At 47.4% G+C, this 25,315-nt stretch carries 25 protein-coding genes; 7 read left to right on the forward strand and 18 right to left on the reverse strand.

All coding sequences use genetic code 11. From position 1 onward, the window contains the following. Positions 1-4 precede the first annotated feature (4 nt). Positions 5-1,240: an MFS transporter gene (locus TRNA_RS35550; protein ID WP_011198153.1), complete on the reverse strand. Its 1,236-nt coding sequence runs from the start codon at positions 1,238-1,240 to the stop codon at positions 5-7. Between the two features lie 156 nt (positions 1,241-1,396). On the opposite strand from TRNA_RS35550, the gene TRNA_RS35555 reads away from it, so the two are divergent. After that, positions 1,397-1,774 (forward strand): winged helix-turn-helix transcriptional regulator, encoded by a 378-nt coding sequence (locus TRNA_RS35555; RefSeq protein ID WP_003183854.1) that lies wholly within the window; start codon positions 1,397-1,399, stop codon positions 1,772-1,774. 19 nt (positions 1,775-1,793) lie between these two features. Beyond that, on the forward strand, positions 1,794-2,459 hold the full coding sequence (locus TRNA_RS35560) for a peptidase E (protein ID WP_009327807.1): 666 nt from the start codon (positions 1,794-1,796) through the stop codon (positions 2,457-2,459). 310 nt (positions 2,460-2,769) lie between these two features. Here the strand turns inward: TRNA_RS35560 and TRNA_RS35565 are convergent, their stop codons facing one another. Beyond that, a complete protein-coding gene (locus TRNA_RS35565; protein ID WP_003183857.1) occupies positions 2,770-3,597 on the reverse strand; it encodes a uroporphyrinogen-III synthase in 828 nt (275 codons plus the stop codon). A 107-nt stretch (positions 3,598-3,704) separates the two neighbouring features. Here TRNA_RS35565 and TRNA_RS35570 point away from each other — a divergent pair, with 107 nt between their 5' ends. Then, the gene (locus TRNA_RS35570) at positions 3,705-4,649 is read left to right on the forward strand and encodes a hypothetical protein (RefSeq protein WP_003183859.1); all 945 of its coding nucleotides are present in this window, start codon (positions 3,705-3,707) and stop codon (positions 4,647-4,649) included. A gap of 42 nt (positions 4,650-4,691) precedes the next feature. On the opposite strand, the gene TRNA_RS35575 is transcribed toward TRNA_RS35570, so the two are convergent. Continuing rightward, on the reverse strand, positions 4,692-5,648 hold the full coding sequence (locus tag TRNA_RS35575; protein WP_003183861.1) for an ABC transporter substrate-binding protein: 957 nt from the start codon (positions 5,646-5,648) through the stop codon (positions 4,692-4,694). 77 nt (positions 5,649-5,725) lie between these two features. After that, complete coding sequence (locus TRNA_RS35580; RefSeq protein WP_003183862.1) at positions 5,726-6,625, reverse strand: LysR family transcriptional regulator; 900 nt, start codon at positions 6,623-6,625, stop codon at positions 5,726-5,728. A 120-nt stretch (positions 6,626-6,745) separates the two neighbouring features. Between TRNA_RS35580 and TRNA_RS35585 the strand changes: the two genes are divergently transcribed. Next, entirely contained in the window at positions 6,746-7,963 is a 1,218-nt protein-coding gene (locus TRNA_RS35585; RefSeq protein ID WP_003183865.1) for an MFS transporter, read from the forward strand. A 148-nt stretch (positions 7,964-8,111) separates the two neighbouring features. Beyond that, positions 8,112-8,495 carry a YoqO family protein gene (locus TRNA_RS35590; protein ID WP_003183867.1) on the forward strand — a complete coding sequence of 128 codons (384 nt, stop codon included), beginning with the start codon at positions 8,112-8,114 and terminating at the stop codon, positions 8,493-8,495. A gap of 24 nt (positions 8,496-8,519) precedes the next feature. Here the strand turns inward: TRNA_RS35590 and TRNA_RS35595 are convergent, their stop codons facing one another. The 4 genes from TRNA_RS35595 to TRNA_RS35610 all read right to left on the reverse strand — a co-directional run bounded on the left by TRNA_RS35595 (position 8,520) and on the right by TRNA_RS35610 (position 16,538). Then, entirely contained in the window at positions 8,520-11,744 is a 3,225-nt protein-coding gene (locus TRNA_RS35595) for a bifunctional cytochrome P450/NADPH--P450 reductase (RefSeq protein ID WP_003183869.1), read from the reverse strand. A gap of 34 nt (positions 11,745-11,778) precedes the next feature. After that, a complete protein-coding gene (locus tag TRNA_RS35600) occupies positions 11,779-12,354 on the reverse strand; it encodes a TetR/AcrR family transcriptional regulator (protein ID WP_003183871.1) in 576 nt (191 codons plus the stop codon). 263 nt (positions 12,355-12,617) lie between these two features. Further along, positions 12,618-15,761, reverse strand: coding sequence for a S8 family peptidase (locus TRNA_RS35605; RefSeq protein WP_009327805.1), 3,144 nt, complete (start codon positions 15,759-15,761; stop codon positions 12,618-12,620). A gap of 171 nt (positions 15,762-15,932) precedes the next feature. After that, entirely contained in the window at positions 15,933-16,538 is a 606-nt protein-coding gene (locus TRNA_RS35610; RefSeq protein ID WP_003183874.1) for a class I SAM-dependent methyltransferase, read from the reverse strand. Between the two features lie 276 nt (positions 16,539-16,814). Here TRNA_RS35610 and TRNA_RS35615 point away from each other — a divergent pair, with 276 nt between their 5' ends. Next, positions 16,815-16,964, forward strand: coding sequence for a YjcZ family sporulation protein (locus tag TRNA_RS35615; protein WP_003183876.1), 150 nt, complete (start codon positions 16,815-16,817; stop codon positions 16,962-16,964). A gap of 96 nt (positions 16,965-17,060) precedes the next feature. On the opposite strand, the gene TRNA_RS43375 is transcribed toward TRNA_RS35615, so the two are convergent. The 7 genes from TRNA_RS43375 to TRNA_RS35640 all read right to left on the reverse strand — a co-directional run bounded on the left by TRNA_RS43375 (position 17,061) and on the right by TRNA_RS35640 (position 21,740). After that, positions 17,061-17,210: a hypothetical protein gene (locus tag TRNA_RS43375; RefSeq protein WP_016886344.1), complete on the reverse strand. Its 150-nt coding sequence runs from the start codon at positions 17,208-17,210 to the stop codon at positions 17,061-17,063. Between the two features lie 171 nt (positions 17,211-17,381). Next, the gene (locus TRNA_RS43380; protein WP_009327800.1) at positions 17,382-17,531 is read right to left on the reverse strand and encodes a YrzI family small protein; all 150 of its coding nucleotides are present in this window, start codon (positions 17,529-17,531) and stop codon (positions 17,382-17,384) included. A gap of 408 nt (positions 17,532-17,939) precedes the next feature. Next, positions 17,940-18,173 (reverse strand): YrhC family protein, encoded by a 234-nt coding sequence (locus tag TRNA_RS35620; protein WP_011198155.1) that lies wholly within the window; start codon positions 18,171-18,173, stop codon positions 17,940-17,942. 88 nt (positions 18,174-18,261) lie between these two features. Continuing rightward, positions 18,262-19,404, reverse strand: a complete 1,143-nt coding sequence (locus TRNA_RS35625) for a bifunctional cystathionine gamma-lyase/homocysteine desulfhydrase (RefSeq protein ID WP_003183885.1) — start codon at positions 19,402-19,404, stop codon at positions 18,262-18,264. Between the two features lies 1 nt (position 19,405). Continuing rightward, on the reverse strand, positions 19,406-20,329 hold the full coding sequence (locus tag TRNA_RS35630) for a PLP-dependent cysteine synthase family protein (protein ID WP_003183889.1): 924 nt from the start codon (positions 20,327-20,329) through the stop codon (positions 19,406-19,408). A 52-nt stretch (positions 20,330-20,381) separates the two neighbouring features. Then, on the reverse strand, positions 20,382-21,077 hold the full coding sequence (gene mtnN / locus TRNA_RS35635) for a 5'-methylthioadenosine/S-adenosylhomocysteine nucleosidase (RefSeq protein ID WP_009327797.1): 696 nt from the start codon (positions 21,075-21,077) through the stop codon (positions 20,382-20,384). Between the two features lie 21 nt (positions 21,078-21,098). Beyond that, the gene (locus TRNA_RS35640; RefSeq protein WP_009327796.1) at positions 21,099-21,740 is read right to left on the reverse strand and encodes a class I SAM-dependent DNA methyltransferase; all 642 of its coding nucleotides are present in this window, start codon (positions 21,738-21,740) and stop codon (positions 21,099-21,101) included. A 189-nt stretch (positions 21,741-21,929) separates the two neighbouring features. On the opposite strand from TRNA_RS35640, the gene TRNA_RS35645 reads away from it, so the two are divergent. After that, complete coding sequence (locus TRNA_RS35645) at positions 21,930-22,133, forward strand: YrzA family protein (protein ID WP_009327794.1); 204 nt, start codon at positions 21,930-21,932, stop codon at positions 22,131-22,133. A 38-nt stretch (positions 22,134-22,171) separates the two neighbouring features. On the opposite strand, the gene TRNA_RS35650 is transcribed toward TRNA_RS35645, so the two are convergent. From TRNA_RS35650 to greA, 3 genes are read right to left on the reverse strand one after another with little or no spacing between them, the layout of a single operon-like run. Beyond that, positions 22,172-22,864, reverse strand: a complete 693-nt coding sequence (locus TRNA_RS35650) for a YrrS family protein (protein WP_011201705.1) — start codon at positions 22,862-22,864, stop codon at positions 22,172-22,174. Between the two features lie 58 nt (positions 22,865-22,922). Further along, complete coding sequence (locus TRNA_RS35655) at positions 22,923-24,677, reverse strand: peptidoglycan D,D-transpeptidase FtsI family protein (protein ID WP_011198156.1); 1,755 nt, start codon at positions 24,675-24,677, stop codon at positions 22,923-22,925. Between the two features lie 54 nt (positions 24,678-24,731). Next, the gene (gene greA / locus TRNA_RS35660) at positions 24,732-25,208 is read right to left on the reverse strand and encodes a transcription elongation factor GreA (RefSeq protein WP_003183903.1); all 477 of its coding nucleotides are present in this window, start codon (positions 25,206-25,208) and stop codon (positions 24,732-24,734) included. Positions 25,209-25,315 lie beyond the last annotated feature (107 nt).

Below are 25,315 nucleotides of genomic sequence, written 5' to 3' on the forward strand. Positions count from 1 at the left end.
TGCGTCATGCGCAGTTTTCCTTTAAAGCTTGATTTTGTTTTTGATCATTTTGTTTTTGATCATTTCGTTCCAGCGCCCTGCTCCAGCCTGTCAGCACGACGGCGCCGAGCACCATCAAAGCTCCCACCCATGGAGTGTGAATCAATCCGATCGATTGTGTGATGGCGCCTCCTGTATAAGAACCGATCGCTATACCGACGTTGAACGCCGCAATATTGACAGCTGATGCGACATCAACCGCCCCTGGAACAAACCGTTCAGCCAGAATCACCACATAGGACTGGAGCCCGGGGACATTCATGAAGGCTAAAAATCCCATCAGCATGATGACGATAAAGCCCGCTGCCTGATAAGGAGCAGCCGCCGTTAAGATGAGAAGCACAGCCGCCTGGGCGATGAACATATAGAATAATGCAGTAAGCGGTTTTTTGTTGGCCGCTTTACCTCCGATAATATTTCCGAGCGCGACGGCAATGCCGTAAGCAAGCAAAATGACGGCAACAGCTTCCTGTTTAAAGCCCGTCACATGCTGAAGCAGCGGGGATAAATACGTAAAGACAACAAATGTCCCTCCATAACCAAGCGCCGTAATGATGAATAAAAGCAGCAGCCGCCCATTGGTCACAAGCTTCAACTGGCTCTTGAAAGACGTTCGGACGCCTTTCGGCAAATCGCCCGGAACAAGTAAGCTGTTGGCGATAAACGCCAGTGCGCCGACAGCGACGATCGCCGCAAAAGCAATCCGCCAGCCGAACTGCTGACCGAGGAACGTGCCGATGGGAACTCCGGTAATCATTGCAATCGTCAGCCCGGTAAACATGATCGATATCGCTCCGGCTCTTTTATCCGCCGGGACTAGGCTTGCCGCAATCGTTGAACCGATTGACATAAATACGCCATGAGAAAACGCCGAAATCACGCGGGCGGTTAATAAAACACCGATGCTTCCGGCACATGCCGCAAGCCCGTTGCCGATCATAAAAATGAGCATAATCACCAGCAGCAGCGCTTTTCTCGGCATACTGGATGTGACAGACGTCAGAACAGGTGCGCCGACTGTTACGCCCAGTGCGTATAATGATACGGTCAGTCCTGCCGTCGTCACCGAAATATTCATGTCTTCAGCAATTAAAGGCAGAAGCCCCACGCTGATGAATTCGGTCGTGCCGATGGCAAATGCGCTGGCCGCCAAGGCTAAAAGCGCTAATATACTGCGTTTTTTATCATGAACAGAGGTCATTCTTTTTCTCCTTTCTTTTTTAAGGTATAGCAAATGGCTGCCGGCTAATGATATTATGGTACATATCATCTGCGAAAAAAAGTACGCACTTTTAAGTGTGATAGGAACCAAAAAGTGAGATAGGTACTTTTCGGTACCTATGGATTGGAGGAGAACATGAAGCCGAAAAAGTATAATATATCTGTCGAAGCTACACTTGAAGTGATCGGCGGGAAATGGAAATGCGTGATTTTGTGTCACTTGACGCACGGCAAAAAACGCACGAGCGAGCTCAAGCGGCTGATGCCGAACATTACGCAGAAAATGCTGACCCAGCAGCTGCGCGAACTGGAGGAGGACGGCGTCATCAACCGGATCGTGTACCAGCAGGTGCCGCCGAAGGTCGAATACGAACTCAGCGAATACGGATGGACGCTTAAAGACATTTTGGATTCGCTGTGCTCCTGGGGCGAAAAACACATTACAAAAGTGTATGGAGACAAATTTGCTGTTTTGGAGGACAGCGTGCTGAATGAACAATTACAGGAAACATGATAAATAAGTGGAGGTCAGGATGGGAAAATGGTTTCTTTCCGGAGGCGGAGATGCACACCAAACCGAACAGCTGGATCGGCATTTTGCCCGGAGCATCTGTCCTCATAAGCCATTATTGTATATTCCGATTGCCATGGACGCCGACAGGTATGATGACGGCTTCGACTGGATCAGCCGGCTCTTTCACCCGCTCGGCATCAAAAACATTGTCATGTGGACGGATGTCAAAGGTAAAACCGTACACGATTTAGACGTGTTTTCTGCCGTATATATCGGCGGAGGAAACACGTTTCGTCTGCTAAAACAATTCATCGAATCGCATTTTACCGCGGTTTTAAAGCGCTATGCCGAAAGCGGCGGCGCCATTTACGGCGGAAGCGCCGGCGCCGTCATTCTCGGAAAGAACATTATGACTTGCTCTTATATGGATCGCAACGCTTGCGGATTGCGGGATTTTAACGGCTTAAAGCTCCTCGGAGACTATTCGGTTTGGTGCCACTACAAGGCTGAACATGATCCGCTGATTAAAAGGTTTAGGAATGCTTTTGGCACTCCCGTCATCGCCTTGCCAGAGGAAACAGGAATCGCAGCAAGCACTTCAGACATCCGGGTCATCGGAACAAAGCCCGCCCGTATGTTTAAAGAAGACGGCGCAGTATTCGTCTCAGATCAATTTGTTTTATAAAGCAAAAAACGCTTCGGCTCATCAGCGAAGCGTTTTTCTTGTTTTTGCGGATGCAAGCCGTTTGACCAGGCGTTCCGTCAGAAAAAACACGGCTAAGCCTAAGCCTAGCAAAAAAGAAAAATTCGCAATCAACGGCTCATGATCAAAATATTCAAAAGTACTATTTCCAAAAAGTATCACGGCCCAGAAAATAAAAGCCGCACGGCAAGCTGCATCTTCGGCTTTTTTCCTTTTGGGTCTGCATCTTTAAAAAACATCACAACGCCCCCAAGGAGACTCCCACACCCCAATCTGCTGATTTCTTTCGCACTTACTGTGTTCTTATCCCCTCTTCCGTTTCATAAAACCGCGCTAGCTCCACAATCATCGCTCCCATCCGTTCGAGATCCGGAGCGAGAAGGCGTTCGACTCCTTCTTCTCTTAAAGCTTCTGCCGTCACTTTTCCGACAGCGGCCGCCAACACGCTGTCTTGAAAAGATTGAACAATTTTCTCCGCATAGCCGTTTTCTTTCGCGAAATGAAAAAGCGAGCGGACTTGGACAGCCGTTGTAAAGCAAACCGCATCCACTTCACGGTTGATGATCTCGCTGCACAATAAAGCGACGGTTTCCCGGTCTGGAGCAACATGCCGATACGGCAGAAGCGGAACAACGTCTGCACCTTTCTCTTCCAAAAACTGAAGCAGTGACGGAGCGTTTTCGCCGTGGAGCTGAACCATCACCCGTTTGCCGGAAAAATCGTGGGATTGGAGCGAGTCGATCAGTCCCTTGGTCGTGCCGTCTTCATCCGCCGCAACGGGCGTAATGCCGAGCTTTTTTAAAGCGGCGATTGTTTTGTAGCCTCTCGATGCCGCTTTCGCCCTGCGGATCGCTTGTAAATAGCGCTCTCCGATCCCAAGTTTCTCAGCTAGGCTGACAAGCGTTTCCGTCCCGATTCCGGTCGTGAAAATCACCCAGTCGGCTCCCGTTTCAACGAAGGCACGCAAATCAGGGCCTACTTCTTTTTCGGCCAAAAACACGGTACCCTGAAGGGAGCGAATGAGGGGAACCCCGCCTTGCTTTTTGATCAGCGTGCTCATTTCATCCGTTTTTCGCGATGCTCCGATGGCAATTCTTCTGCCGTTCAATCCTTTTCCCAATGCAATCCCTCTTTTCCGTAATCTGTTTTTTGTCAATGCAACTGTTTACTAGCATCTTCCAAATGAGATATGATTGAATTATCTAAAAATAACAGGAGGTTTTTTCAATGCATTCTCAATTCGAAACCCGAGCCGAGCATTTGACGAAACATGCCCGTTTTTTCGAGTATACCACTGCCTCTGACCCGATTGGAAGCGGAATAATCAGCCCGGTTCCTGTGAAAGAGTTCGGGCCTGAATTGTATGAGACAGGTGAAACGCGGATCATCCCGCTGGACATTTCCGAAGAACTGAAGACGGATTATCCCGCTTCAAGCCCTTCCCTTCTCGCCCACTTCATCAAGATTCGTTCAGGCGACACGATACACACTGCCCCCCGTGCGACAAGCGAACTATATTACATTGTCAGCGGCGCAGGGAAAACCGAAACGGGCGAAGATACGATTCACTGGCAGAAAGGCGATTTTTTGACTTTGCCTGCCGGTTCAGGCAGCCGGCATACCGCAGCAGAAGATGCAGCCATTTATTACATCACCGATTCACCTCTCCTGAATTATTTGGGCGTAAAGCCGTCGGAATCCCGCTTTCAACCAACTCTCTACACCGCTGAACAGTCAAAAGCAAAATTGGCTGAAGCGGCCGCCGCTCCTGACGCCCGTTATCGCAACCGCATTTCCGTTCTCTTGAACAATGAAATATTCGATCAAACGCTGACGATCACCCATGTATTGTGGGCAATGTTCGGCATCGTGCCTCCCGGCTCCAATCAAGCTCCTCACAGCCACAAGTCGGTGGCTCTCGATTTTGTCGCCTATGCCGCACCCGGCACGTATACATTAGTCGGAAGCAAAATCGATCCGGCCACAAAGGAAATCATTGATCCGAAACGAATTGACTGGGTAACCGGAAAAGCCTTCATTACACCGCCGGGATTATGGCATTCCCACCATAATGAGTCAGATGAAGCCGCCTATATCATCCCCATCCAAGATGCGGGCCTGCAAACGTACCTCCGGACACTGGATATTCAATTTCAGCATTATGAAAAATGAAAAAGCGGGAAGCCGGATCATTCTTTTCGGCTCCCCGCTTTTCTATTTATTTTTCGCTTTCTTGGAAATCATGTCGGCGATTTCTTCGGCCTGTGCCTGAACAGCGTTTGGATCATACGGCCAAAATCTGTCCGGATCGAGGAAAAAGACCTTGCCTTTTTTCACCGCGTCAAGCGATGCCCAAACCGGATTGTCCTGATCAAGCTTTCCGTTGTATGATTCGTCGACAAATATGTAGTCTCCGGCATATTTCGGCAGGACCTCGAAAGATATGGCTTTATATCCGTCAGCTGTATCAATGGCATCCTTTTTAACAGATTCAGGCGGCGTCAGTCCCAGCTGCGTATAGATCGCTTCTCCGCCCCGATACCCGTATGCCCCGTAGACATATAAAGATTTTGCATATGCGCCGATTAAAGAGAACGTTTCACCTTTTACAGATGCATCTTTAATTTTCGCGCGGGCGGCTTTCATTTTTTGATTAAACGTTTTCGTCCACTCCCGAGCTTCCTTTTCCTTGCCGAGCAGCTTGCCAAACGTTTTCATTTCATCGCGTGCATCTTTAAATGTGCCGAACGGATAGACGACAGTGGGAGCGATTTTTGACAGCTTTTCATATTCTTTTGAATCGTTCGTCATCGATACGATTAAATCGGGTTTAAGTTCAAGAACTTTTTCCACAGATACTGAAAAACCGTCTTTTCCCCCGATATCCTTTATTCCTGAAACTTGATCTTTAATATAAGGACTTCCGAGGTACTTTCCCGTTTCTCCAAGCGGCTTGATCCCGAATGCAAGCATGGTTCCCGCATAGCCAATCGTCACGACGCGCTTCGGATTAGCCGGTACAGTGACATTTCCGTTGATGGTTTTCACCACTCTTGTTTTCTCTTCATTTTTCTCTGATGCAGCCTGTTTCTGGCCGCTTTGACAGCCTGAAAGAAATACAGCGAAAGCGAGTAAAAGGGTGAATATATAAGAATATTGCTTTTTCGTCATATTTAATCCTCCAATTGATAATAATTATCATTATCAATATACAGGATATTTGTCATCTTGAGAAGTCCTTATTTGAGTTACGGCTGATCAGACCGTTCGTTCCGGCGATAGTATTCAATTACAAATTCTTTAAAGTTGCGTGCCGCCGGCGACAAATAATGGTCTTTCAGGACGGCGAGACCGATCGTCCTCTCAGAACGGTAGTCTGACACTCGGCAAAATGCCACTGGAGAATGGACGTGCTCCGCCGTTTTCGGCAGGATTGCTACACCGAGCCCTGCTGATACTAGTCCCAAAATCGTCGACACTTCTTCCCCTTCAAAAGCAAGCTTCGGGCTGATGGACAGTCCCCGGCACATTTGATCAAACACATATCGAAGACCATAGCCCGGCTTAAAACAGACAAAGTCTTCGTGTGCAATCGACCGGATCGCGACTTCTTTCCGATCTGCAAGCGGGTGGTCGGCTGGAAGCACCAGATAAAGCGGCTCAGTATCCAACACCGTCCATTCAAGATGCTCGTTTGGAAGCGGCGGAGAGCTGAGGCAGATATCAGCTTCGCCCGTCTCCACCATGTGCTGAAGATGTTCATTTGCGGCCTGATACAGACGGAAAGCAACATTCGGGTATTTCTTTTTAAATTCGGCAATCAGCTGCGGCATGAGCCGCGAACCAAGCGTATGCAAAAATGATACCGAGATTTCCCCGGCATTCGGATTGACGCTTTCCCTGATTTGCTGAACGCCTTCGTCAAGGGCAAGGCGGGCCTGCTTCGCTTTGATGAGGAACTGCTCGCCGTACTTTGTCAGGCGGATCGATTTTGTTTTTCGAATAAACAGCGGGACGCCCAATTCTTCTTCAAGCTTTTTGATCGACCTGCTCAAAGCCGGCTGGGAAATCCGTTGTTCCAAGGCTGCTTTTGTAAAGTGTTTATGCCTGCTCACGGCAATAAAATGGTCAATTTGATAGAGTTCCAATGCTCATCCGCTCCTTCATAAATAAAACGCATGATGATGATAGTTATTATAAATTAGACACATCACAAATGAAAGCGTACCATGAAACATAGATTGTCATTCTAGAAAAGAGGAGCTGCCATGACCTACATACAGCCGCATTCGAAGGATTATCACAAAGCGAGCATCGCCTTATTCATCAGCGGTTTTGTGACATTTGCCACACTTTACACCACACAGCCGCTCATGCCTCTGTTTGCGGAGGAATTCGGCATATCGGCGGCAGCTGCAAGCTTAACTTTATCCATTTCAACAGGCATATTGGCTTTTGCATTGCTCACGGCAGCAGCTTTATCTGACGGGTTCGGCCGGAAAACGATTATGGCAATATCCCTGTTTGCGACATCAGTGCTCGGCCTCTTGACCGCCTTTAGTCCGAACTTCGCGGCGCTCTTGGCGATGAGAGGGCTGCTTGGCTTTTTCCTTGCAGGCGTGCCCGCGATCGCCATGGCTTATGTCGGAGAGGAATTTGATCCGCGAGGGCTCGGCAAAATGATGGGGCTATACATTAGCGGCACAAGCCTCGGAGGAATGAGCGGAAGGCTTTTGACCGGCCTTTTGACAGACTTGTTCAGCTGGCGCGCGGCGCTAGGAATCATCGGGGCATTATCAGTACTATTAAGCTATTTGTTTTGGATTTTGCTGCCCCGGCCGCAGCACTCCGCTAAGCGAAAAACAAGTGTGAAAAAAGCGAGCTTGGCCTACGGCGCCGTCTTGATGAACAAACGGCTGCTGTCAATCATTTCACTTGGATTTCTATTAATGGGAAGCTTTGTTACGCTGTTCAATTATATCGGGTTTCAGTTGATGGGACCTCCGTACAGACTCTCTCAAACTGTCATCGGGTTCATCTTTATCGTTTATTTGGCGGGGACGCTCAGTTCTGTCTATATGGGGAAGAAAGCCGATCGTTTTGGCAGCCCGTTGATGCTGAAAATCGGGATTGCCATTATCGCAGGAGGCGCATTGCTTACGCTTCTGCCTCAGCTTCCTCTTAAAATTGCCGGAATCGCTGTTTTTACATTTGGATTTTTCGGGTCGCATTCGATCGCAAGCTCCTGGGTCGGGCAGACGGCCGGCGAACAGCGCGTTCAAGCTTCCTCCCTTTATTTGCTGAGCTATTATCTCGGCTCAAGCTTAGCGGGGTCTTTCGGAGGCTTCTTCTGGACCCATTTTAAATGGCCGGGAATCATCTCATTCATTATCGGGCTGCTTTTGATCGCTTATCCGGTCATTTTCTTTGCCGAAGCCAAAAGAAACAAACGGCAAGACAATTCACAGGTCCGAAATAAAAGCTAAACTTTCTTCACCGCATGCCGATATTTAAATCAAAGCCAGCATGGCGATTCCTCCTGAAGATCAGCCGTTTTTAGAATGATTGAACACAGCCTGTCATGTTGGCTTTTCCTTTATCTCCCTCTATAATGGTTTGAGGGGGGGAATCACCTTGCTTAAAACAATCGGATTTTATGGATTTTTGGCATCTGTATGTTTAAATCTTTTTCTCAGGTTTGGGCTCAAGATAAACGGCACAGCGAATGATATCATCTCAACGGCCTCCCTCGTATTCGTGCTGGTGTACGTATGGGACGACTTGAAAAAACGAAGTGCAAAAACGCTCATCTTACAGGGAATCACTCTCATCATCTTTGTGGCGTTATTGGTGTTTGTCATCATGAAAGGACAAACATTCATTGCTTCTCTGCCTTTTTTCGAGGGTTGGGAAACGCCGGCAAAATGGGTGTATATTTTGCTCGTTTTGTTCTTGGGATCAAACCTTTTCATCTATATCAATGAAAAAATAACAAACTCTAAAAAAGAGGCATCCTGATCAATTCAGAATGCCTCTTTTTGTTTACGTTCTTGCAATGCAGTCCGCCTTCACATTATGTTGGGAAACGCCGCCGTCCCATACATCCTTTGCATAGCGCCCTTCTTCTAAAAGTGCGGACAGCCAGCTTTGCGACTCTTCCCGACTCGCACCCTGTACTATGCGATACGCCTCGCACAAAGCTTGTTCAACAGCTGGAGCCATGCGGCTTCCGTCTCCGCACACATACAGGCGGCCGCCTTCGTTCAACAAGTGAATCAGCAAGGCTGCATCCTCTCTGAGCAAATCTTGCACATATGTTTTCGGCCGGCCCTCAAGCCGGGAAAACGCTGTATGCAGATGGACGATTCCGTCCTTTTCCGCTTGCTCCAACTCGTCTCGATACAGAAAATCTTCGTTCGGACGGCGGCAGCCGAAGTACAAATGCGCTTCACCGAGCTTCACACCGGCATCGCGCTGGATGCGGCGCGCCTGAAGAAATCCGCGGTAAGGGGCGATTCCGGTGCCCGGCCCGACCATGATCACCGGTGTTTCAGGATCTTCGGGAAGCCGGAAGCCTGACTGAGGCTCTCTGATGAAACACGAAATCGCGTCTCCCGGCTCAAGGCCGGCGAGATAGTTCGATGCAACTCCCTTATAATGCCCGCGGCCGCTCAACGCCGGGCCACTTACGACAGAGACGGTGATGCTTGTTTGCCGCGGGTTAAGCTGCGGCGAACTGGAAATCGAATAGTACCTCGGTTTTAGCGGAGGAAGAAGCGCCAGAAAACGGGCGAACGGCAGTTCACAGGCCGGGTATTGCTCAAGCAGGTCAAGCATTGTCAGCCGCTTATTCAACACTTGATCCTTATAGACGTCATCTTTCAGCAGGTCTTCAAGCTCGCGCTGATGAGGCGGACAAACAGTATGAGCCGCCAGCTCGCGTATCTGGGCCCTTGTGGCCGGTTCCTGGAGCTCGACGCAATGTTGAAAAAGGTCTTTGACATGAACGGGCCTCTCCAAAGGCAAATGTGATGCTTGATTCCGGCCGCTAATCAGAATTTGTTCATTTCCGTTCAGCCCAAACCGCTGAAAAACGCGGCCAATCAGCACTTCGCTGTTTTGCGGTAGCACACCGAGATGGTCTCCCTCCTGATATGCGGCGCCTTCAGGAAGCGATATTTCAATATGCCTTGTGCTTCTCCCGCTCTTTTCACACTGCAGTTCTCGGTTTGCCGATATCTTCGCTGTGAACACCTGATAAGCTTTAGCCAGCGGCGAAGCCGCAGGTGCGTTTACGAACTCGACAGATAAGGCTTGCCTGTCTGTTTCTGTTTGATTCGGCTCGGGTTCGGCCAATGAAAATTCGGTTCTTAAAAGCGGCCACAGATCATATTTCCATGACTCAAACTGTCCTTCAAAATCATCGCCTGCATCCCCTTCTCCAAGCTTGTGCAGCCTTTGGGCGCCTTTTTTTTCCAATACGCTGTCAATCAGGCGCGGAATCCGCTGGTAGGTGCTGGCCCAGCTGCGGTTACCGCAGCCGAATACCGCATATTTGACACCACGCAAATCGTCTGTCTGATCATGCTCAAGCCAATTGACAAATTCCTTTGCGCAATCGGGCGGGTTTCCGTTATAGGAAGCCGTCACAATGATAACAGCCCCTTCTGCCGGGATGGCGCCTGCGTATTGATCAAGCTCCGCCGTCCGGCTGTGAAACCCTTGCTCACGCGCTTCTTCAGCAAGCTCCTTCGCAATCTCTTCGGCTGTGCCGAGATTTGAACCGTAGAGCACAAGAAGAGGGGTTCCGTGCGTATTTTCCGCCGCCGGTGCGGAAGGCCGTTCTTCCTGCCGTCCGTTCTCTTCAGGCTGAGCGCCCGGCATCGCCGTCATTGCTTCTTTTTTCCTCGGCCTCACCCGGATTGTGAAACCATCCGGTTTTAATGTCAGCGATTCTTTGATCTTCAATTGGTAGTTTGCATGATCTTCAAGATCAAAGTACTGAAGAATCATGCCGAGCACAAGCGTCGCTTCATGAAGGGCGAACTGCATGCCGATGCATGCCCTTTGGCCGTTGCCAAACGGTTTGTATGCGTGCGCCGGAATGCTGTCCATCTGCTCGAACCGTTCAGGCCGGAATGCCTCGGCATCTTCTCCCCAGACGCTTTGATCTCTGTGCAGTTTTGGGATGAGCACTGTAACGCTCTGTCCTTTTGGAATCAAATATTTTCCCCCGATAACCGTTTCTTCTTTTGCATAAAGAGAGAAAGCCGGTGCCGTCGGCCAAAGCCTTATCGATTCATTCAAAATCATTCGGATGTATTTCAGCTGCTGAACCTGTTTGTAGGATGGGACGGGATCGGTCAGCACGCGGTCTGCTTCTTCATACGCTTTCTTAAGCTTATCCGGATGCTTCAGGAGCAGATAGATTGCAAACGATAATAAACCGCTCGTCGTCTCGTGTCCGGCAATCAAAAATGTAATAATTTGATAGCGGATATTCTCATCATCCAGTTTTTCGCCGGTCTCAGGGTCTTTCGCATGAAGCATAAGCGACAAGAGGTCATTTCCGCTTTCACTCTCGGCCTGCTTCCGGTCAGCGATGATCCGGTCAACAAGAGAAAACATCGACTCGACATCGCTGTTAAACCGGCGCTTCGTTTGAATCATCAGCTTATCCTGCAGCGGGAAGCGCTTCGTCTGTCTCATCGCTTCGCTCAAACCCCGGACCATGCTCTCAATAAACGGATGCTGCCCTTCACGGTAGAAGCTGTTAAAGCGGTAGTTAAACCCGCATAAGCCGATCGTGTCCAGCGTCAGCCGCGTCATATCGTCCGGCACATCAATGCTTTCATCCTGATTGAGACGGGACCACTTTTGAATGAGCTGGACGGCGATATCCTGCATCATGGGATGGTATCCCTTCATCGCTTTCTGGCTGAAGCTCGGCAGAAGGATGTTGTGGGCTTTCCGCCAATTGGGTTCTTCCGTCCAGCTTGTAAAGAGCCCGTCTCCGCTGAACTCGCGAACTTTCAATAGCCCCTTCCCCATGTTTTTGTCAAAACGGGATTCTTCAGAGACTTCTTTAACCAGTTCATGGCTGGACACAAAAACCCCAATCGCATCCGCAAACTTAAATTGAAAGATAGGCCCCATCTCATCCGCGATTTTCCAAAGTGACTGGGAGACCCTGTTTTTGTCAAGCAAAGGCAGGTTGCCGAGCGGCCCGTAAGTTTTAGGGATTGGAATTCCATCTAACTTGTTCATGAAAATCATCCTTTCTGTTTTGGAAAAAAGCATTTCATCCATGATGTTTAACAGCATCCCAGGAACATTCTTCAATCTCCTCCATCAGTTCGGTAGGGTCCTCGAATTCCCCTGCTCTTACCAACTTCTGAATATGAACGAACGCTCCGAATACAACAGCCGACAAAATGTGGGAAGGCAAAGGGCGAATCATGCCGGCCGCTTTCCCTTTTTCAAAAAATAAATAGATGAAATCCAGCAGTTCGTTCAAGACCTCGCGGCTTTTCTCAGTCAAGTAATGAGAGGTCTTGTCAATTTCCAAAAAATACAGCGCATGGATATTTTCCTGAGAAAACTCGAAAAGGCAGCGGAAAATGTGCTGAAATTGTTTTTTTATGCCTGCTGAATCTTCAGGATAGCCCTCCTCTATCTTTTCTTTAAATCTCTTCACACTGTCTTGGAACAAGACGTTTACAAGTGCTTCCTTGCTGTCAAAGTAGCGGTAGATGGTGCCTGCACCGACGTTTGCCTTATCGGCGATCATCGGAATGGTTGCGGCGTCAAAGCCTCTGTCCGCGAAAAGGACGAGCGAAGCCTCGATAATCTTCTGATATTTGCTTTCCGATTCCATTGATTTTGCCCTCCAAGTCAGCGGAATGAACGTTCATTCCGCTGTTTCCAATACATTCACTTTTTGACAGAACACCCGAAGATTCCTTTTTTAATATAAAAATTTTTAAGGGAAAATGAAAAAAGGGATAATAGGACCAATTGGCGATATGAGCTGAAAATCACAAATTGAAAACAGACAGTGCAGATTTAATAATATTCTTATATATTAATTTTGATGAAAAAAAGAGGAACTGATATGTCATCAGTTCCTCCGCTATCGGATTATTTTGCCTTTTTGACTTTTATTTTGCTCACTTTGCTCGTATTGCCGGCTTTATCTTTTGCAGTGACCGCTAAAACGGTGTTTGCCTTTTGTTTTTTTATTTTGACAAAAAACGCGCCTTTTTTATCGGCCTTGCCGGTTCCGATCGTTTTCTTTCCTGATTTGACGATGATGGCGGCGTTCGCTTCTGCTTTCCCCTTAACGGCCGTGCTCTTGTTTGTCACCGGATTCACCTTCGGCGCAGACGGCGGGGTTTTGTCAAGCACAGTGACGGCTGTCGCTTTGCTGACATTTCCGGCTTTATCCTTTGCTGTTACACCGATGACGGTTCCGGCTTTTTGCCTGCTGATTTTCAGCTTGTATTCACCTTTTCCGTTCGCTTTGCCGGAAGCGATCGTCTTTCCTTTAGCTTTTGCGCTGACTTGCGCGTTTGCTTCTGTTTTTCCCTGAATCACCGTACTTTTATCGGAAACCTGATAAACTTTCGGGGCGCCTGGCGGGATGACGTCAGCCACCGTCATTTTGACATCGCCGCTTTCTCTGTGGTCATCAGCAGATGCGGAGACATACAAAACGGCATATTCTTTTTGCTTGTTGATTTTCACTTTAAACGCTCCGGATGCATCCGCTTTGCCTTGCGCGATCACTTTTTTGGACGCGTTTTTCACTTTGATCGTGTAGCCGGCTGCCGTTCTACCCGTTACGGCAGTATCTTTGTTCGTGATGCGTTTGACGGACGGGTTTTTCGGCGCTTTTTCCACGACGGTTCTGAGCGAGGTTTCCGCCTGATGGCCCGATGCCGCGACATGAAGAACTTGCCCCGCCTTCTGGGCCGGAATTTTCACTGAAAACGCGCCTGATTTTCCGGCCGTGCCCGTCCCCAATACTTGCTTCCCTCGCAAGATTTTGACCGTCACACCGCTTTTGGCTGTGCCTGTCACTGCCGTATGGCGGTTTAAAACGGGATGAACCTTCATGTTCAGCTCAAAAACGCTGGCTGCATGAAAAACATTCAGCCTTCCCCACCCGGAGACGAAGTCATATCCGGGAATTTGTGCAGCCGGTTCTATATCCAGGTCATAATCCGGGTTTGGATTATCCTGCTCTTCAAATGCCACATCTGCTGTCGTCTCGGTCAATAGGCTTGCGATTTGCTTTGGTTTCAAGGACGGATTCTGTGACAAAAGAAGTCCTGCTGCAGCTGCCACGTGCGGCGCCGCCATCGATGTTCCGCTCATATAAGTGACATTCCCGTCCGGAACGAGGCTTGGAATATCGGTTCCCGGCGCCACCATATCGAGACCTTTTCCATAATTGGAGTAGTCCGAGACAAGATCGAGATTATTGGTCGCCCCGACTGAAAGCGTATATTTCGAAGATGCAGGGTAGGAAATCTCCGATACTCCGTCATTTCCGGTGGCGGCAACGATCGTCACATTTTTAGAAGCCGCATATTTAAGCGCATATTCCATCACCCGGCTGTATGGCCCGCCAAGACTTAAATTGATGACTTTTGCACCGTGGTCGGCGGCATAGATGATGCCGTTTGCAATCTGTTCCGTATCTCCACTGCCTGAAGAATCCAGCACTTTGACAGGCAGAATTTTGGCATAAGCATTGATTCCCGCCATCGAAAAATGGTTGTCTTGCGCGGCTGCAATGATGCCTGACACGTGTGTGCCGTGGCCATTGTCATCCATCGCATCCGCCGTGCGGCCGACATAGTTATAGCCTTCGTCTTTTTTGACGCTGCCGCTTAAATCCGCAAGGGTATGATCAACGCCTGTGTCAACGACGGCGATTACTGTATCTTTCAGCTTTTTGCCTTTCATCAGCTTCTGAAGCTGTTCAAATTGTATGTCAGCATTCGCAGCACGGTTTTTGCCGTTATTTTTGAGCGACCATTGATATGGATATTGGGTGTCTCTTGACAGTGCTTCATATTGCTGAACCTGTTCGACGAATTCCACTTCAGGCATCTTGGCGATCTTGGAGGCTGCCGCCTGATATTGCTTTGCCGCCGCTTTGAATCCGGAAGAACGGCTTTCCTTCATTTCCACAACGTACATATCTTTAAATGCCGTTTTGCTTTTACCGAGGGGCTCTAATGCCTGGACGCCGGATGATTGGGCTTTAGATTTGAAAGATCCCGGTTTTTTGCCTTCTTTCAATTTTACGATGTAACGGTTTTCGGGCGCGCTTGATGAAGCTGTCGCCATCCCCGCTTTTTCAAGCACAGCCGATACTTTGCTGCCTGTTAATTGTTCGATGCCGATGTCTTTCGCGACTTGATCCAGCTGTTTTTTCAACGGCTCGGGAACGGACGCGCGAGCTGTTTCGTACAGGCGACTGATCGCTTTTTGATCATCATTCGTAATCGAGTATGCGCTCACTTGTCCGTTTTTAGCGACATCTGCAAACAGCGGCTTCAGCTGCACCAGGTCTTTGTAGACACTGTCTCTCATCGATTTGTTAAAGAGCATTTTTGCGCTGATGAATGGAGCTGCTTTATAGTAAAGGGAAGACAGCTCTTTTCCTTTTTCAGTTTTTGAAAGAACTTCATCCCTGATCGTTCTTAACTGTTTTAATATGCCCTTGCCTGTTTCCCTTTCGGAAACGCTTAATTCTGCCGGACACTCTTCTTCTGCCTCTTGGATTGACGGAGGCAGGGTGACGCCTTCATAGCTGATGGTGTAAGAAATATCTGTAATTGAAGTGGTTTCGTTTTCCTCATCATGGTGATTTTCTACTTTTATGTAGTAAGGACCTTTCCAGGCAATCGGAAAATCGATTAAAGCAGGATTATTTTCATAGGAGTAGCCGTTGTATCGGTCAAACGTTTGATGACCAGTTGCATTTTCCAGGCTGGAGTAGACGGAAATGTTCAGCTCTGCATCTGATTTCAATTTGACGCGGAAGTGCGTATAGTTTGCGATTTCCTGATTTGAAGGATTGACTTTATACCAATGCACCTCGTCATCGCTTTGAAACGAAGCTTCAACAGGGGACGCGCTGGTCAATGTGGTTTCGTTATTCGGAACGCTGTCTTCGGCTGCCATTGTCTTCGGTAAAGGCAGCTGGCCAAAAATTAATGCGGCAAGGAGAAAGAAAACAATTGAACTTTTCACGATCCTTTTGTTCATAAATACCTCCGGAAAATATAGTAAAAACGTTCACTTTGATATTAAACCATGTTTGCTATGTTAATGGAATACTTTTCTTTAAAAATCAAAAATATGATATTTAAGATCCAGTTTCAACTCTATCAAACATAAAAAATCCCTTCCGTATTGAAAGGGATGATCATACAAAGTTCATGATTTTACCGCAGAAATGCAGCAGTAATTTTTGTTCATATGTACCGTGATGTCTCTGAAATGGCTTTCCTCAAGCAGTTGCTTGATTTGCTCTTCTGAGTATAAGGAAAAGCCTTTTGTTTTTTTCGATTTTTTCATTTGCCCTTCCAGATGCACAGCGAGAAACAGCGTGCCGTCAACCTGTAAAACACGGTAAATTTCTTTTAATGCCTGTTTGAAATCCGTCCAAAAATAAATGGTGTGGACTGAAAATACTTTATGAAAAGAACGATCCGGATAAGGAATTTGTTCGGCATGGCCAAGCTTTAATTCGGCTTTTCCTTCTTCTTTCACATGACGGATTCGCCGCATTCCCTGCTTGACCATGCTTTTTGATGCGTCTATGCCGCAGGCCTTGCCGCCCTCAAGCATCTCCGCAATCCGATAAAGTGCCGCTCCGCTTCCCGTTCCGATTTCAAGGATGCGCTCATGCGGACAGATATCCATCAAGTTGATGGTCCATTCGTTTATATCATGATTCCCGTTTTCCATATATGACGCGACCCATTTCGACAAAATGCCTCTCGGGCTCCGCAATTGTTTTCCAAGCCATTGTTCAAACACGTTAAAACACCTGCTTTAATTCTAATTAGCCCGATTTTTGCTGCAAATCGTACAAACGGGCCTTTCCCCACTCATATCGGCCAATGAACCGAATATTAAAAGCATTTGCAAAAATAACTGCATTGTTTTGTTACATTCCATAACTAGACGGCTTCAGCTTTGAAAAGTTTCGCTTTAAGAAAACTGTTTTTTTAATGAATTGGTCTATCCGCCCTTTCCACAACTTAATCCCATGCATAGTATATATGGAATTTTCACTAAAAGGTGGTGCTATTTATGGGCTTTGGTTACGGCGGCGGATGCTGCGGCGGCTGGGGTGGCTACCCTGGCGGATACGGCGGCGGATACGGCTATGGAGGCGGATTCGCGCTTGTTGTGGTTCTATTCATTCTTTTAATTATCATCGGCGCTTGTTACGTCTGCTAAATGAACAGGAGGGGGGCTTTAAAGCTCCCCTTTCATTTTGCCATTTAGTTTGTTCAAATGAAAAAGAGCAGAAAACAAACCGTTTTCTGCTCTTTCTCAATAATACCAATAATGCGGCCAATACCCGAAGTGGCGCACCATCTCCATTCTTTGGCGCCGGTACGGATTACCGTATCCGTGCTTGAAAGAATGGGGCATCGATGTATACCCGTGGCCGATAAAAGGCATTCTGCCGTTTTTCTGCATGCTTTTCACCTGCATTCCTTGAATTGCTTGCTTCATATTATGCAGAAAAGCGGAGATGCGGAACTCGTTTTGCCCCGGCTAAACCTGGTCCTTCTCCCGAGTGTAATGTGCCAACAGTTCCCTTCTATAAATCATCATGATCTCCTCCTTTATTTTTTTTCGCGCTTTAAGTTAGCGCTGGCTGTTCAGGTAAAGATATTTTAGCTGCAGATCTTTCATTTCATTGTACATTTGTTCAATTTCGTATTCTCGCTCGTACTCTTCCGGACTTTTAAATCGTCTCTGAATGGTTAGTGTTAAGAAGAATAGATTAATGGTCACATCGCTCACCCCCTTTCAAGTTCGCTAAAAAACAAAAACAGCCCGCAGATCATCTGACAAACCTGCGGGCGCAAACAAAAACCGCCAGATAAAAACGAATCGAGTCTTTATCTTGCGGGAGGAGCAGCGTATTATTATGCCTAACTTCCTAACGTATCGGCTGTGCTGTAAAAGCATCGGTTAAGGAAGTGCACAATCTCTCCCACAGGTTTGATGAATCATGGTATTGGCATTCACAAAGTCTAATGTATGTAGTCAGTGCTGGTTTCATGTTCATCAACCTCCTTTGCTTTTTGTTTACTTTGTAAGTATATCCATCAAATTCCTGTTTGTAAACCGTTTTTTTTAAAAATGGACGGATTGATCGAGCAAAAAAAAAGCAGAGAACCCCTTCAGGAGTCTCTCTGCTTATGATTCTTCCATTTCGTCTAATTGTCTTTTATATTTGAGCGAGCGCTTCACACAATAGAAAGCTCCTCCTAAAAAGCCGCACGTCGCGAGCATCATTGTCATCTTTTGGCCTGTTTCCAAACCTTGTCCCGGAATGACAGATCCGATATATAAAAATGCGCTTACGCTGAGAAGCGTAAAAGCAAACTGCTTATAGTCTTCCATCAGCGATTTGACTTTTTTCTTCTGCATGTCATGATCACCTGCTTTTGTTTCATAATGGATATGATTTGAGAATAACATAGATTGACAGATGACCAGACATGTAAATTCAGCCATTTTAAGAAAGAGGGGCCAGCGCTTGCTGCAAGTCTTCCAACAGATCGTCAATATCCTCAACCCCGGCGGAAATACGGATTAATCCGTCTGTGATGCCAAGCTCCAGCCTGCGTTCAGGCGGGATCGAAGCATGAGTCATTCGCGCCGGCACCGATATCAGACTTTCAACCGCACCAAGGCTTTCGGCGATCGTAAACCATTTCAAACGGCCAAGGACAAGGTCCACGTTCTCTTCTTTTCCGATATCAAACGAGATCATGCCTCCGAAGCCCGTACTTTGCCGCTTGGCAAGCTCATGTCCCGGATGGGACGGCAGCCCTGGGTAATAAACCTTTTTGACGGCGGGATGATCGTCTAAAAACGCCGCGATTTTCCGGGCATTTTGCTCATGGGCTTCCATTCTCAAGCCAAGGGTTTTCATCCCCCTCATTAAGAGCCAGGAATCCTGAGGCCCGAGAATCCCGCCTGTAGAGTTTTGAATGAAATGGATCTCTTCTGCGAGTTCCTTCGAGGCTGCTACGACAAGTCCGCCGACGACATCGCTGTGTCCGCCCAAGTACTTCGTCGCGCTGTGGAGGACGATATCGGCTCCCAACGAGATTGGATTTTGAAAGTACGGCGTGTAGAAGGTGTTGTCGACAATCAGCAATAAGTCGTGCTTTTTCGCTGTTTCAGCAGTTTTCTTGATGTCAGTGATTTTCAATAAAGGATTTGTCGGCGTCTCAACATAAATCGCTTTTGTATTCGGCTTGATCGCTTTTTCGATGTCTTCGATGCTGCTCGTATCACTGAAGGTCGCTTCAATGCCGATGCGATTCAATACCTTTGTCATCACGCGGTAGGTGCCGCCGTATACATCATCTGTCAATACGATGTGATCGCCGCTTTTAAAAAGCATCATGACGGCTGTGATCGCCGCCATCCCAGAGCCGAACGCATAGCCTGCTGCACCGCCTTCAACATCCGCGATCAAGGATTCGAGCGCCGTTCTCGTCGGATTTCCCGTCCGGGAATATTCGTATCCTGTATGCTGGCCGGCGCGAGGCTGTTTGTACGTGCTGACCTGATAGATAGGAACCGATACCGCTCCTGTTTTTTCGTCTCCTGTAATTCCGCCGTGAATCATTTTCGTTTTTGGCTTCATATCATATTCCTCCTTCGTAAATTTTTTTGCTTAAATAGCGGTCGCTGCTGTCGGGAAAAATCGTCACAATGTTTGTGCCGGCTTTCGCTTTTTCGGCTTCTTTCAATGCGGCAAACAACGCGGCGCCTGATGAGCTTCCAATCAGAAGCCCTTCCTTTTCCGCGGCTTCTTTTACGAGTCGAAACGCATCTTCGTCAAGCACTGTGTAAATCTCATCGAAATAGCTTTCCTCCATGTATTCCGGGATGAATTCCATTCCGATTCCTTCGGTCTTATGCCCATGCGGTTCCCCTCCGTTTAAAATCGAGCCTTCCGGTTCAACAATAACCGTTTTAATGGACGGATTTTTTTCTTTCAGAAACTTGGCGGTTCCCGCAAATGTGCCGCCTGACCCCGCTCCGGCGACGAAGACGTCAATCCGGCCGCCAAGATCATTCCATATTTCCGGGGCAATCGTTTTATAGTAAGCCAATGGATTTACTGGGTTTTTAAACTGCAAAACGCAATAAGAATCGGGAATCTCCTTCTCAAGTTCAAGTGCTTTTTCAATCGCACCCTTCATCCCGGCACTTCTGGGGGTATGAACTATCCGAGCGCCGAGCGCTTTCATAATCGACTGTTTTTCCATGCTGAAATGCTCGGGTACGCAAAAAACGGGTCGAATGCCGTGCTTTCTGGCGGCGAGAGCCAGACCGATTCCCGTATTGCCTGCTGTTGCCTCAATGACCGTTCCACCGGGTTTCAGCTTTCCCGAACCGATCGCTTCAGCAATCAGCACTTCTCCGAGCCGGTCTTTAATGCTGCCTCCCGGATTCATCATTTCAAGTTTTGCATATATGTTAACGCCTTTAGGGATTCGAAAATCCAAAATCTGCAGAAGCGGCGTTTTGCCGATCAATTCGGTGATATCCTTGATCACATTCATGTTCCTTCCTCCTTCAAGAGGTGCAAAACAGAGGGGGAGCCTCCCCCCTGTTTTAATTGATTCTTTTAATCATGCGAAGCACAAGATCTGTCGAATGCTTGGCAGCCTGTTCCAAAAATTGGTCAAATGAAATTTCAGATTCTTTTCCGGCGATGTCTGAGAGCGCCCTGATGACAACAAACGGCGTATTAAATTGATAAGAAACCTGCGCGACAGCCGCAGCTTCCATTTCAACCGCGTAAAGGTCTTCAAACTTGCCGCGGATGAATGCGACGCGGTCAGGATCGCTCATAAAGGAATCGCCTGTTGCTATCGTTCCTTTGACAACCTGAATGTGCCCCAGTTCAGACGCTTCGTCTTCCGCCGCTTGGATCAATGCATTGTCGGCTTTGTATGCAGCCGGCAGATTCGGAACCTGTCCATATTCATAATCAAATGCCGTGACATCGACATCGTGATGGCGGACTTCGGTCGAGATGACGATATCTCCGACATTAAGCGAATGATGAAAGCCGCCGGCTGATCCGGTGTTGATGACAACGTCCGGTTTAAAGCGGTCAAGCAGAATCGTCGTGCTCATGGCTGCATTGACTTTGCCGATGCCGGACTTTAAAAGCACGACCTCTTTTCCTTCATAAAACCCGCTGGTAAATTCACAGTTTGCGATGACTTCCCGGTTCGTCTGTTCGAGTTTGCTTCGCAAAATCGTGACTTCTTCTTCCATTGCTCCGATAACTGCGATTTTCATATCTTAAAACTTCCCTTCAAATTACAATTTTGCCGCTTCCATTACCCAGACAAAATCATTATGCTTTTGAAAGGCGATACTGAAATGTTCTGAGGTAAAGATCGTTTCCATCTCCGAAATCGTCGGATAATGTTCCGTTTCAAGGTCTTCCGCCAATTGCAGAAACCCGTTTTCCTTCGCTTTTTTAACAGCGGCAGAGAAGGCTTCCCGATTCTTGAAGACGGTATCAGCAAACACTATTTTACCATGCTTCCCGAGCATTTTTCCATATCGCTTCACAGCTTCCCGCTTCTCTTCGTTTGTCAGATGGTGAAACGCATAAGAACTGACAATCGTGTCGGGAGAAAACGGAGGGTCCGGAAAGTCAATAAAGTCTCCGTCAACGATCACTGCATTCTCCGGCAGCTTTGCCTCGGCAATTTCCCTCATCGCTTTTGAAGGCTCTACACCGGTGACTGCCTTTCCGGCCGCCAGCAATTTTGCAGTCAGATTGCCTGTGCCGACGCCGAATTCAAGAACTTTATGCCCCGAGCGGCTGACGACATCATCCAAAATGCCGTCGTAGTCGCGAAACACTTCTTTGTATTGAAGATCGCGGCCAACTACTGTATCATCATAAGAATTTGCCCAGTTCTCAAATAAAGGAATGAACTCTCTTCCCATTTTGTCGTCACTCTCCATCTATTTTTACAATTCCTATAAGTATAGTATGATTTATTCGATTGATTAGTTCTTATCCTACCACAAGTCATTCGTTTTGGGTACAAAAAAGGCTTGGTTATATTTCCCTTGTCACCCGGCCGCTTCTCTGCTTTAATAAAAAATGACTTGAAACGAATGGAGGATTGGTTTATGAACTTCGGCCTCGATCTGATCAAAGATAAAATTGAGTTTTTTGAGGCACTGAGCTTAGAGGAGCTTGAAAAAAAGATCAGTCAGCAGATTGAAAACAACCAGGCGATTTTGCTGAGGGTCCATTCGGTTTCCCACCATACGGCGGTTATTGACGGACGGATCCACTACAGCGCAGTCGTTCATTTTAAAGCCGAATCATAAAAAAAGCGCCCGGTTTTAGCAACCGGCCGCTTTTTTCTTTATTTCAATTGTTCAACTTTTGTCGGCTTCCAGCCTTTTCCGTCAACCCAAGTAATGGCTACCTGGTATTTGACGCCAGTGTCCTTCGCCCGAATGGTTCCTTTCGCATCTTGCGGGCTGCCGTTGTTTCCGAGCCAGATCACCGTCATGTTATCCTTAGAAACCCCTGTCGCATATGAAATGGCTTCAAGCATTTCCTTCCAGTCTTGTGAAGAGGAATCATATGTTGCGGTATGCTGTCCGCTCTGTTGTGTGCCGACAGGCTCCCAGTCAGGATTGATGATCGTTTTTTCAACATTGGCGCTTGAACCGCCTTCTGTCACTTCGGCTCCTTCAAACGGATCATCTGATGTTGACTTGTCCTCGTCTGAAGCAGATTCTTTATCCTTGTCTGAGTCGGAATCGCTGTCTTCTTTATCGGCAGAATCGCTTTTTCCTTTGTCCTCATCTTTTACATCTTCATCAGATGTTTGTTTCTTATTGTCGGAAGCAGGCGCTTCTGTCGTCTGTTCAGAATCGTTTTTCGAGACATCTTGCTGCGCCTGCTCCTTCGGACTGTTCATCATCAGACTGCTGGCAACGACAACGATTAATACCAATACGATGCCTATTAAAATGTTAAGCACAAGATTCGCTTTCCTGCGCTTATCACGATTTTCAAAACGAGATTCCCTTGTTTCGCTCAAGTTCATTGCACTCCTTTTTCCCTCTTGCCTCGCTTCCTATTTTATCATCACCTGAGGCATTCTTCTATGTCTGGTTCTTTTCAATTTCATATACTTTTTTAACAATATCATAAAATACGGCATTTGTCGCAGCCTTGCTATCCGGCGTATCCATATGGACGACGACGAGCGCATATTTCGGCTTGTCCGCCGGAAAATAACCGGCAAACCATTTATGATAGAGCGTTTTTTTGTCATCTGTCGTCCTGCCTGTCTGCGCTGTGCCCGATTTTCCCGCTACATCGTACGGAAGATCGCTGAAGCGCCGGCCCGTCCCCTTTTCAGATGTGACAACTTTTCTGAGCAGTTTTTGCAGCTTTTGCGCTGTATACTGGTCGATTTTCTCTCCTGGGAGCTCGTGATCTTTAAAAGCCGTCATCAATGTGCCGTTTTTATATTCGATCTGGTCTGCGATCTTGACTTGTTTTTTCTCTCCGCCTCTTGCGATGGTCGCCATCATGTTGACGATTTCCAACGGAGTCAGCTTCACATTCTTTTGGCCGATAGCGGTCTGGGCTACAGCTTTTTTAACTTTTTTGTCCTTTTCATCCCCCCAGATTGATCCTGCAGTTTCATGATAAAACTGTCTGAACTCATCTTCATGATACAGCTTTCCTTCCCAGCCGACCCGTCCGGTCAGCCCAAGCTTTGCAGCAGTATCTTCGATCACGGAGCTGTTTTTTTCTACGAGCTGTCCGGCAAGATTTGTAAACGTGTAGTTGCAGCTTTCCGCAAAACTGTCTTCCAGGCTGAGCTTTCCTTTGTCCTCTCCGGCCTCACCGTACAGGTTCAAATTGCAGTTAAAGGTTTTAGACGGATGATCCAAGCCGTTTTCAATCGCTGCAGCGGCAATCACGGTTTTAAAAACCGAGCCGGGATATACCGGAGTCAGCATATAGTTCTGCCTTGTTTTTTGCGCAGCCATGTTTAAGTCGGGCTTGCTCGCAATCGCCACCACGCCGTTCGTCTCGATGTCAAGCAGGACCGCCCAGCCTTTATCGAGCTGATGGTCATCAAGTACATCTTCCATTGCCTGCTGAACCTTTTTATCGAGCGTTGTTTTGACTTGCAGCGGGTAAAACGGATTTGCGTCTGCTGTATATTTGACGTCCATGCCGAACAAAGGGTTTCCCAATCCGTCCACATGATACAACAGTTTTGTGTCTTGTTCAGGCAGCAGGAATTCATCAAACGTCCGCTCCATGCCGAAGGTGCCGATTTTCGTGCTGATGGAGAGGCCCTCTTTATCGGGATATTTGCGTCTGAGGAGGTCCGGGTCTTGATTGGTCATACCGAGCGTATGCGAAGCCAGCCTGTTCTTTTCTGTTTCTTCTATGTATACGCCGTAAACGCCCGGATATTTCAGTTTATTGATTTTTTCGAGAGCCGTCTTTGAAACGGACGCTCCGTCATGTTTTGTGAGAATCACGGGTTTTTTTGCATGGTCCAGCTTGCTTCCAAGCTCATCTTCTGTCATGTTTAAAATTTCGGCTGCTTCTTTGGCCGGCCACGGCTGATTTTTTAAAAAAGGGAACAAGACGATGGCCGGTTTTTGGCTGACGGACAAATGTTCGCCGTTCCGATCTAAAAAAGATCCTCTCCCGTCTGAAATCCGAACTTCCTCCGTGCGCTGTTTGACGCTTTCCTGGATTAAGTTCACATTCCGTTTAGAAAAGGACTCGGTAAAAAACAGTTGAATTTCAGCCAGCCTGATCAGCAGAAATAAAAGAGCAGCCGAAATGATAATCGATACCCACTTCATACGCTTTTGCCATTTCATTATAAAAACACCTCATCCACATTGTGGACGAGGTCATCGTTTGCTAAACAAATTTTATGAAATTTTCACAATTTTTACAAGCATTTCGCCGCCAGGTGTTTGAACGGTTACTTCGTCTCCAACCTGCTTGCCGAGAAGGCTTTTCGCGATTGGGGAATCGTTCGAGATTTTTCCTTCAAACGGATCGGCTTCCGCGCTGCCCACAATCGTATAAGATTCTTCTTCACCGTCAGGAAGCTCCGTAAATGTAACGGTTTTTCCAAGGCTGACGATGTCTGAGTTTGCACCGTCATCTTCGATGATCTTTGCGTTGCGGATCATATTGTCAAGGGTTGTGATGCGCCCTTCTACAAAAGCTTGTTCTTCTTTTGCTGAATCGTATTCGGAGTTTTCGGAAAGGTCTCCGAAGCTTCTTGCCACTTTAATACGTTCAACAACTTCTTTACGTTTAACCGTTTTCAAATACTCAAGTTCTTCTTCCAGTTTTTTCTTTCCCGTTTCTGTCATAGGAAATACTTTCTCTTGTGCCATGTTCCTTCACTCCTTCTAGTTGGTTCCTCATCACTTGTATGTGAGAGTATAGACTTGAATATACAAGAATGAGGACAACCCTTGTCCCCTTCTTCTCTCCCATATTT

It is taken from the genome of Bacillus licheniformis DSM 13 = ATCC 14580 (assembly GCF_000011645.1).
GTDB classification, from domain to species: domain Bacteria; phylum Bacillota; class Bacilli; order Bacillales; family Bacillaceae; genus Bacillus; species Bacillus licheniformis.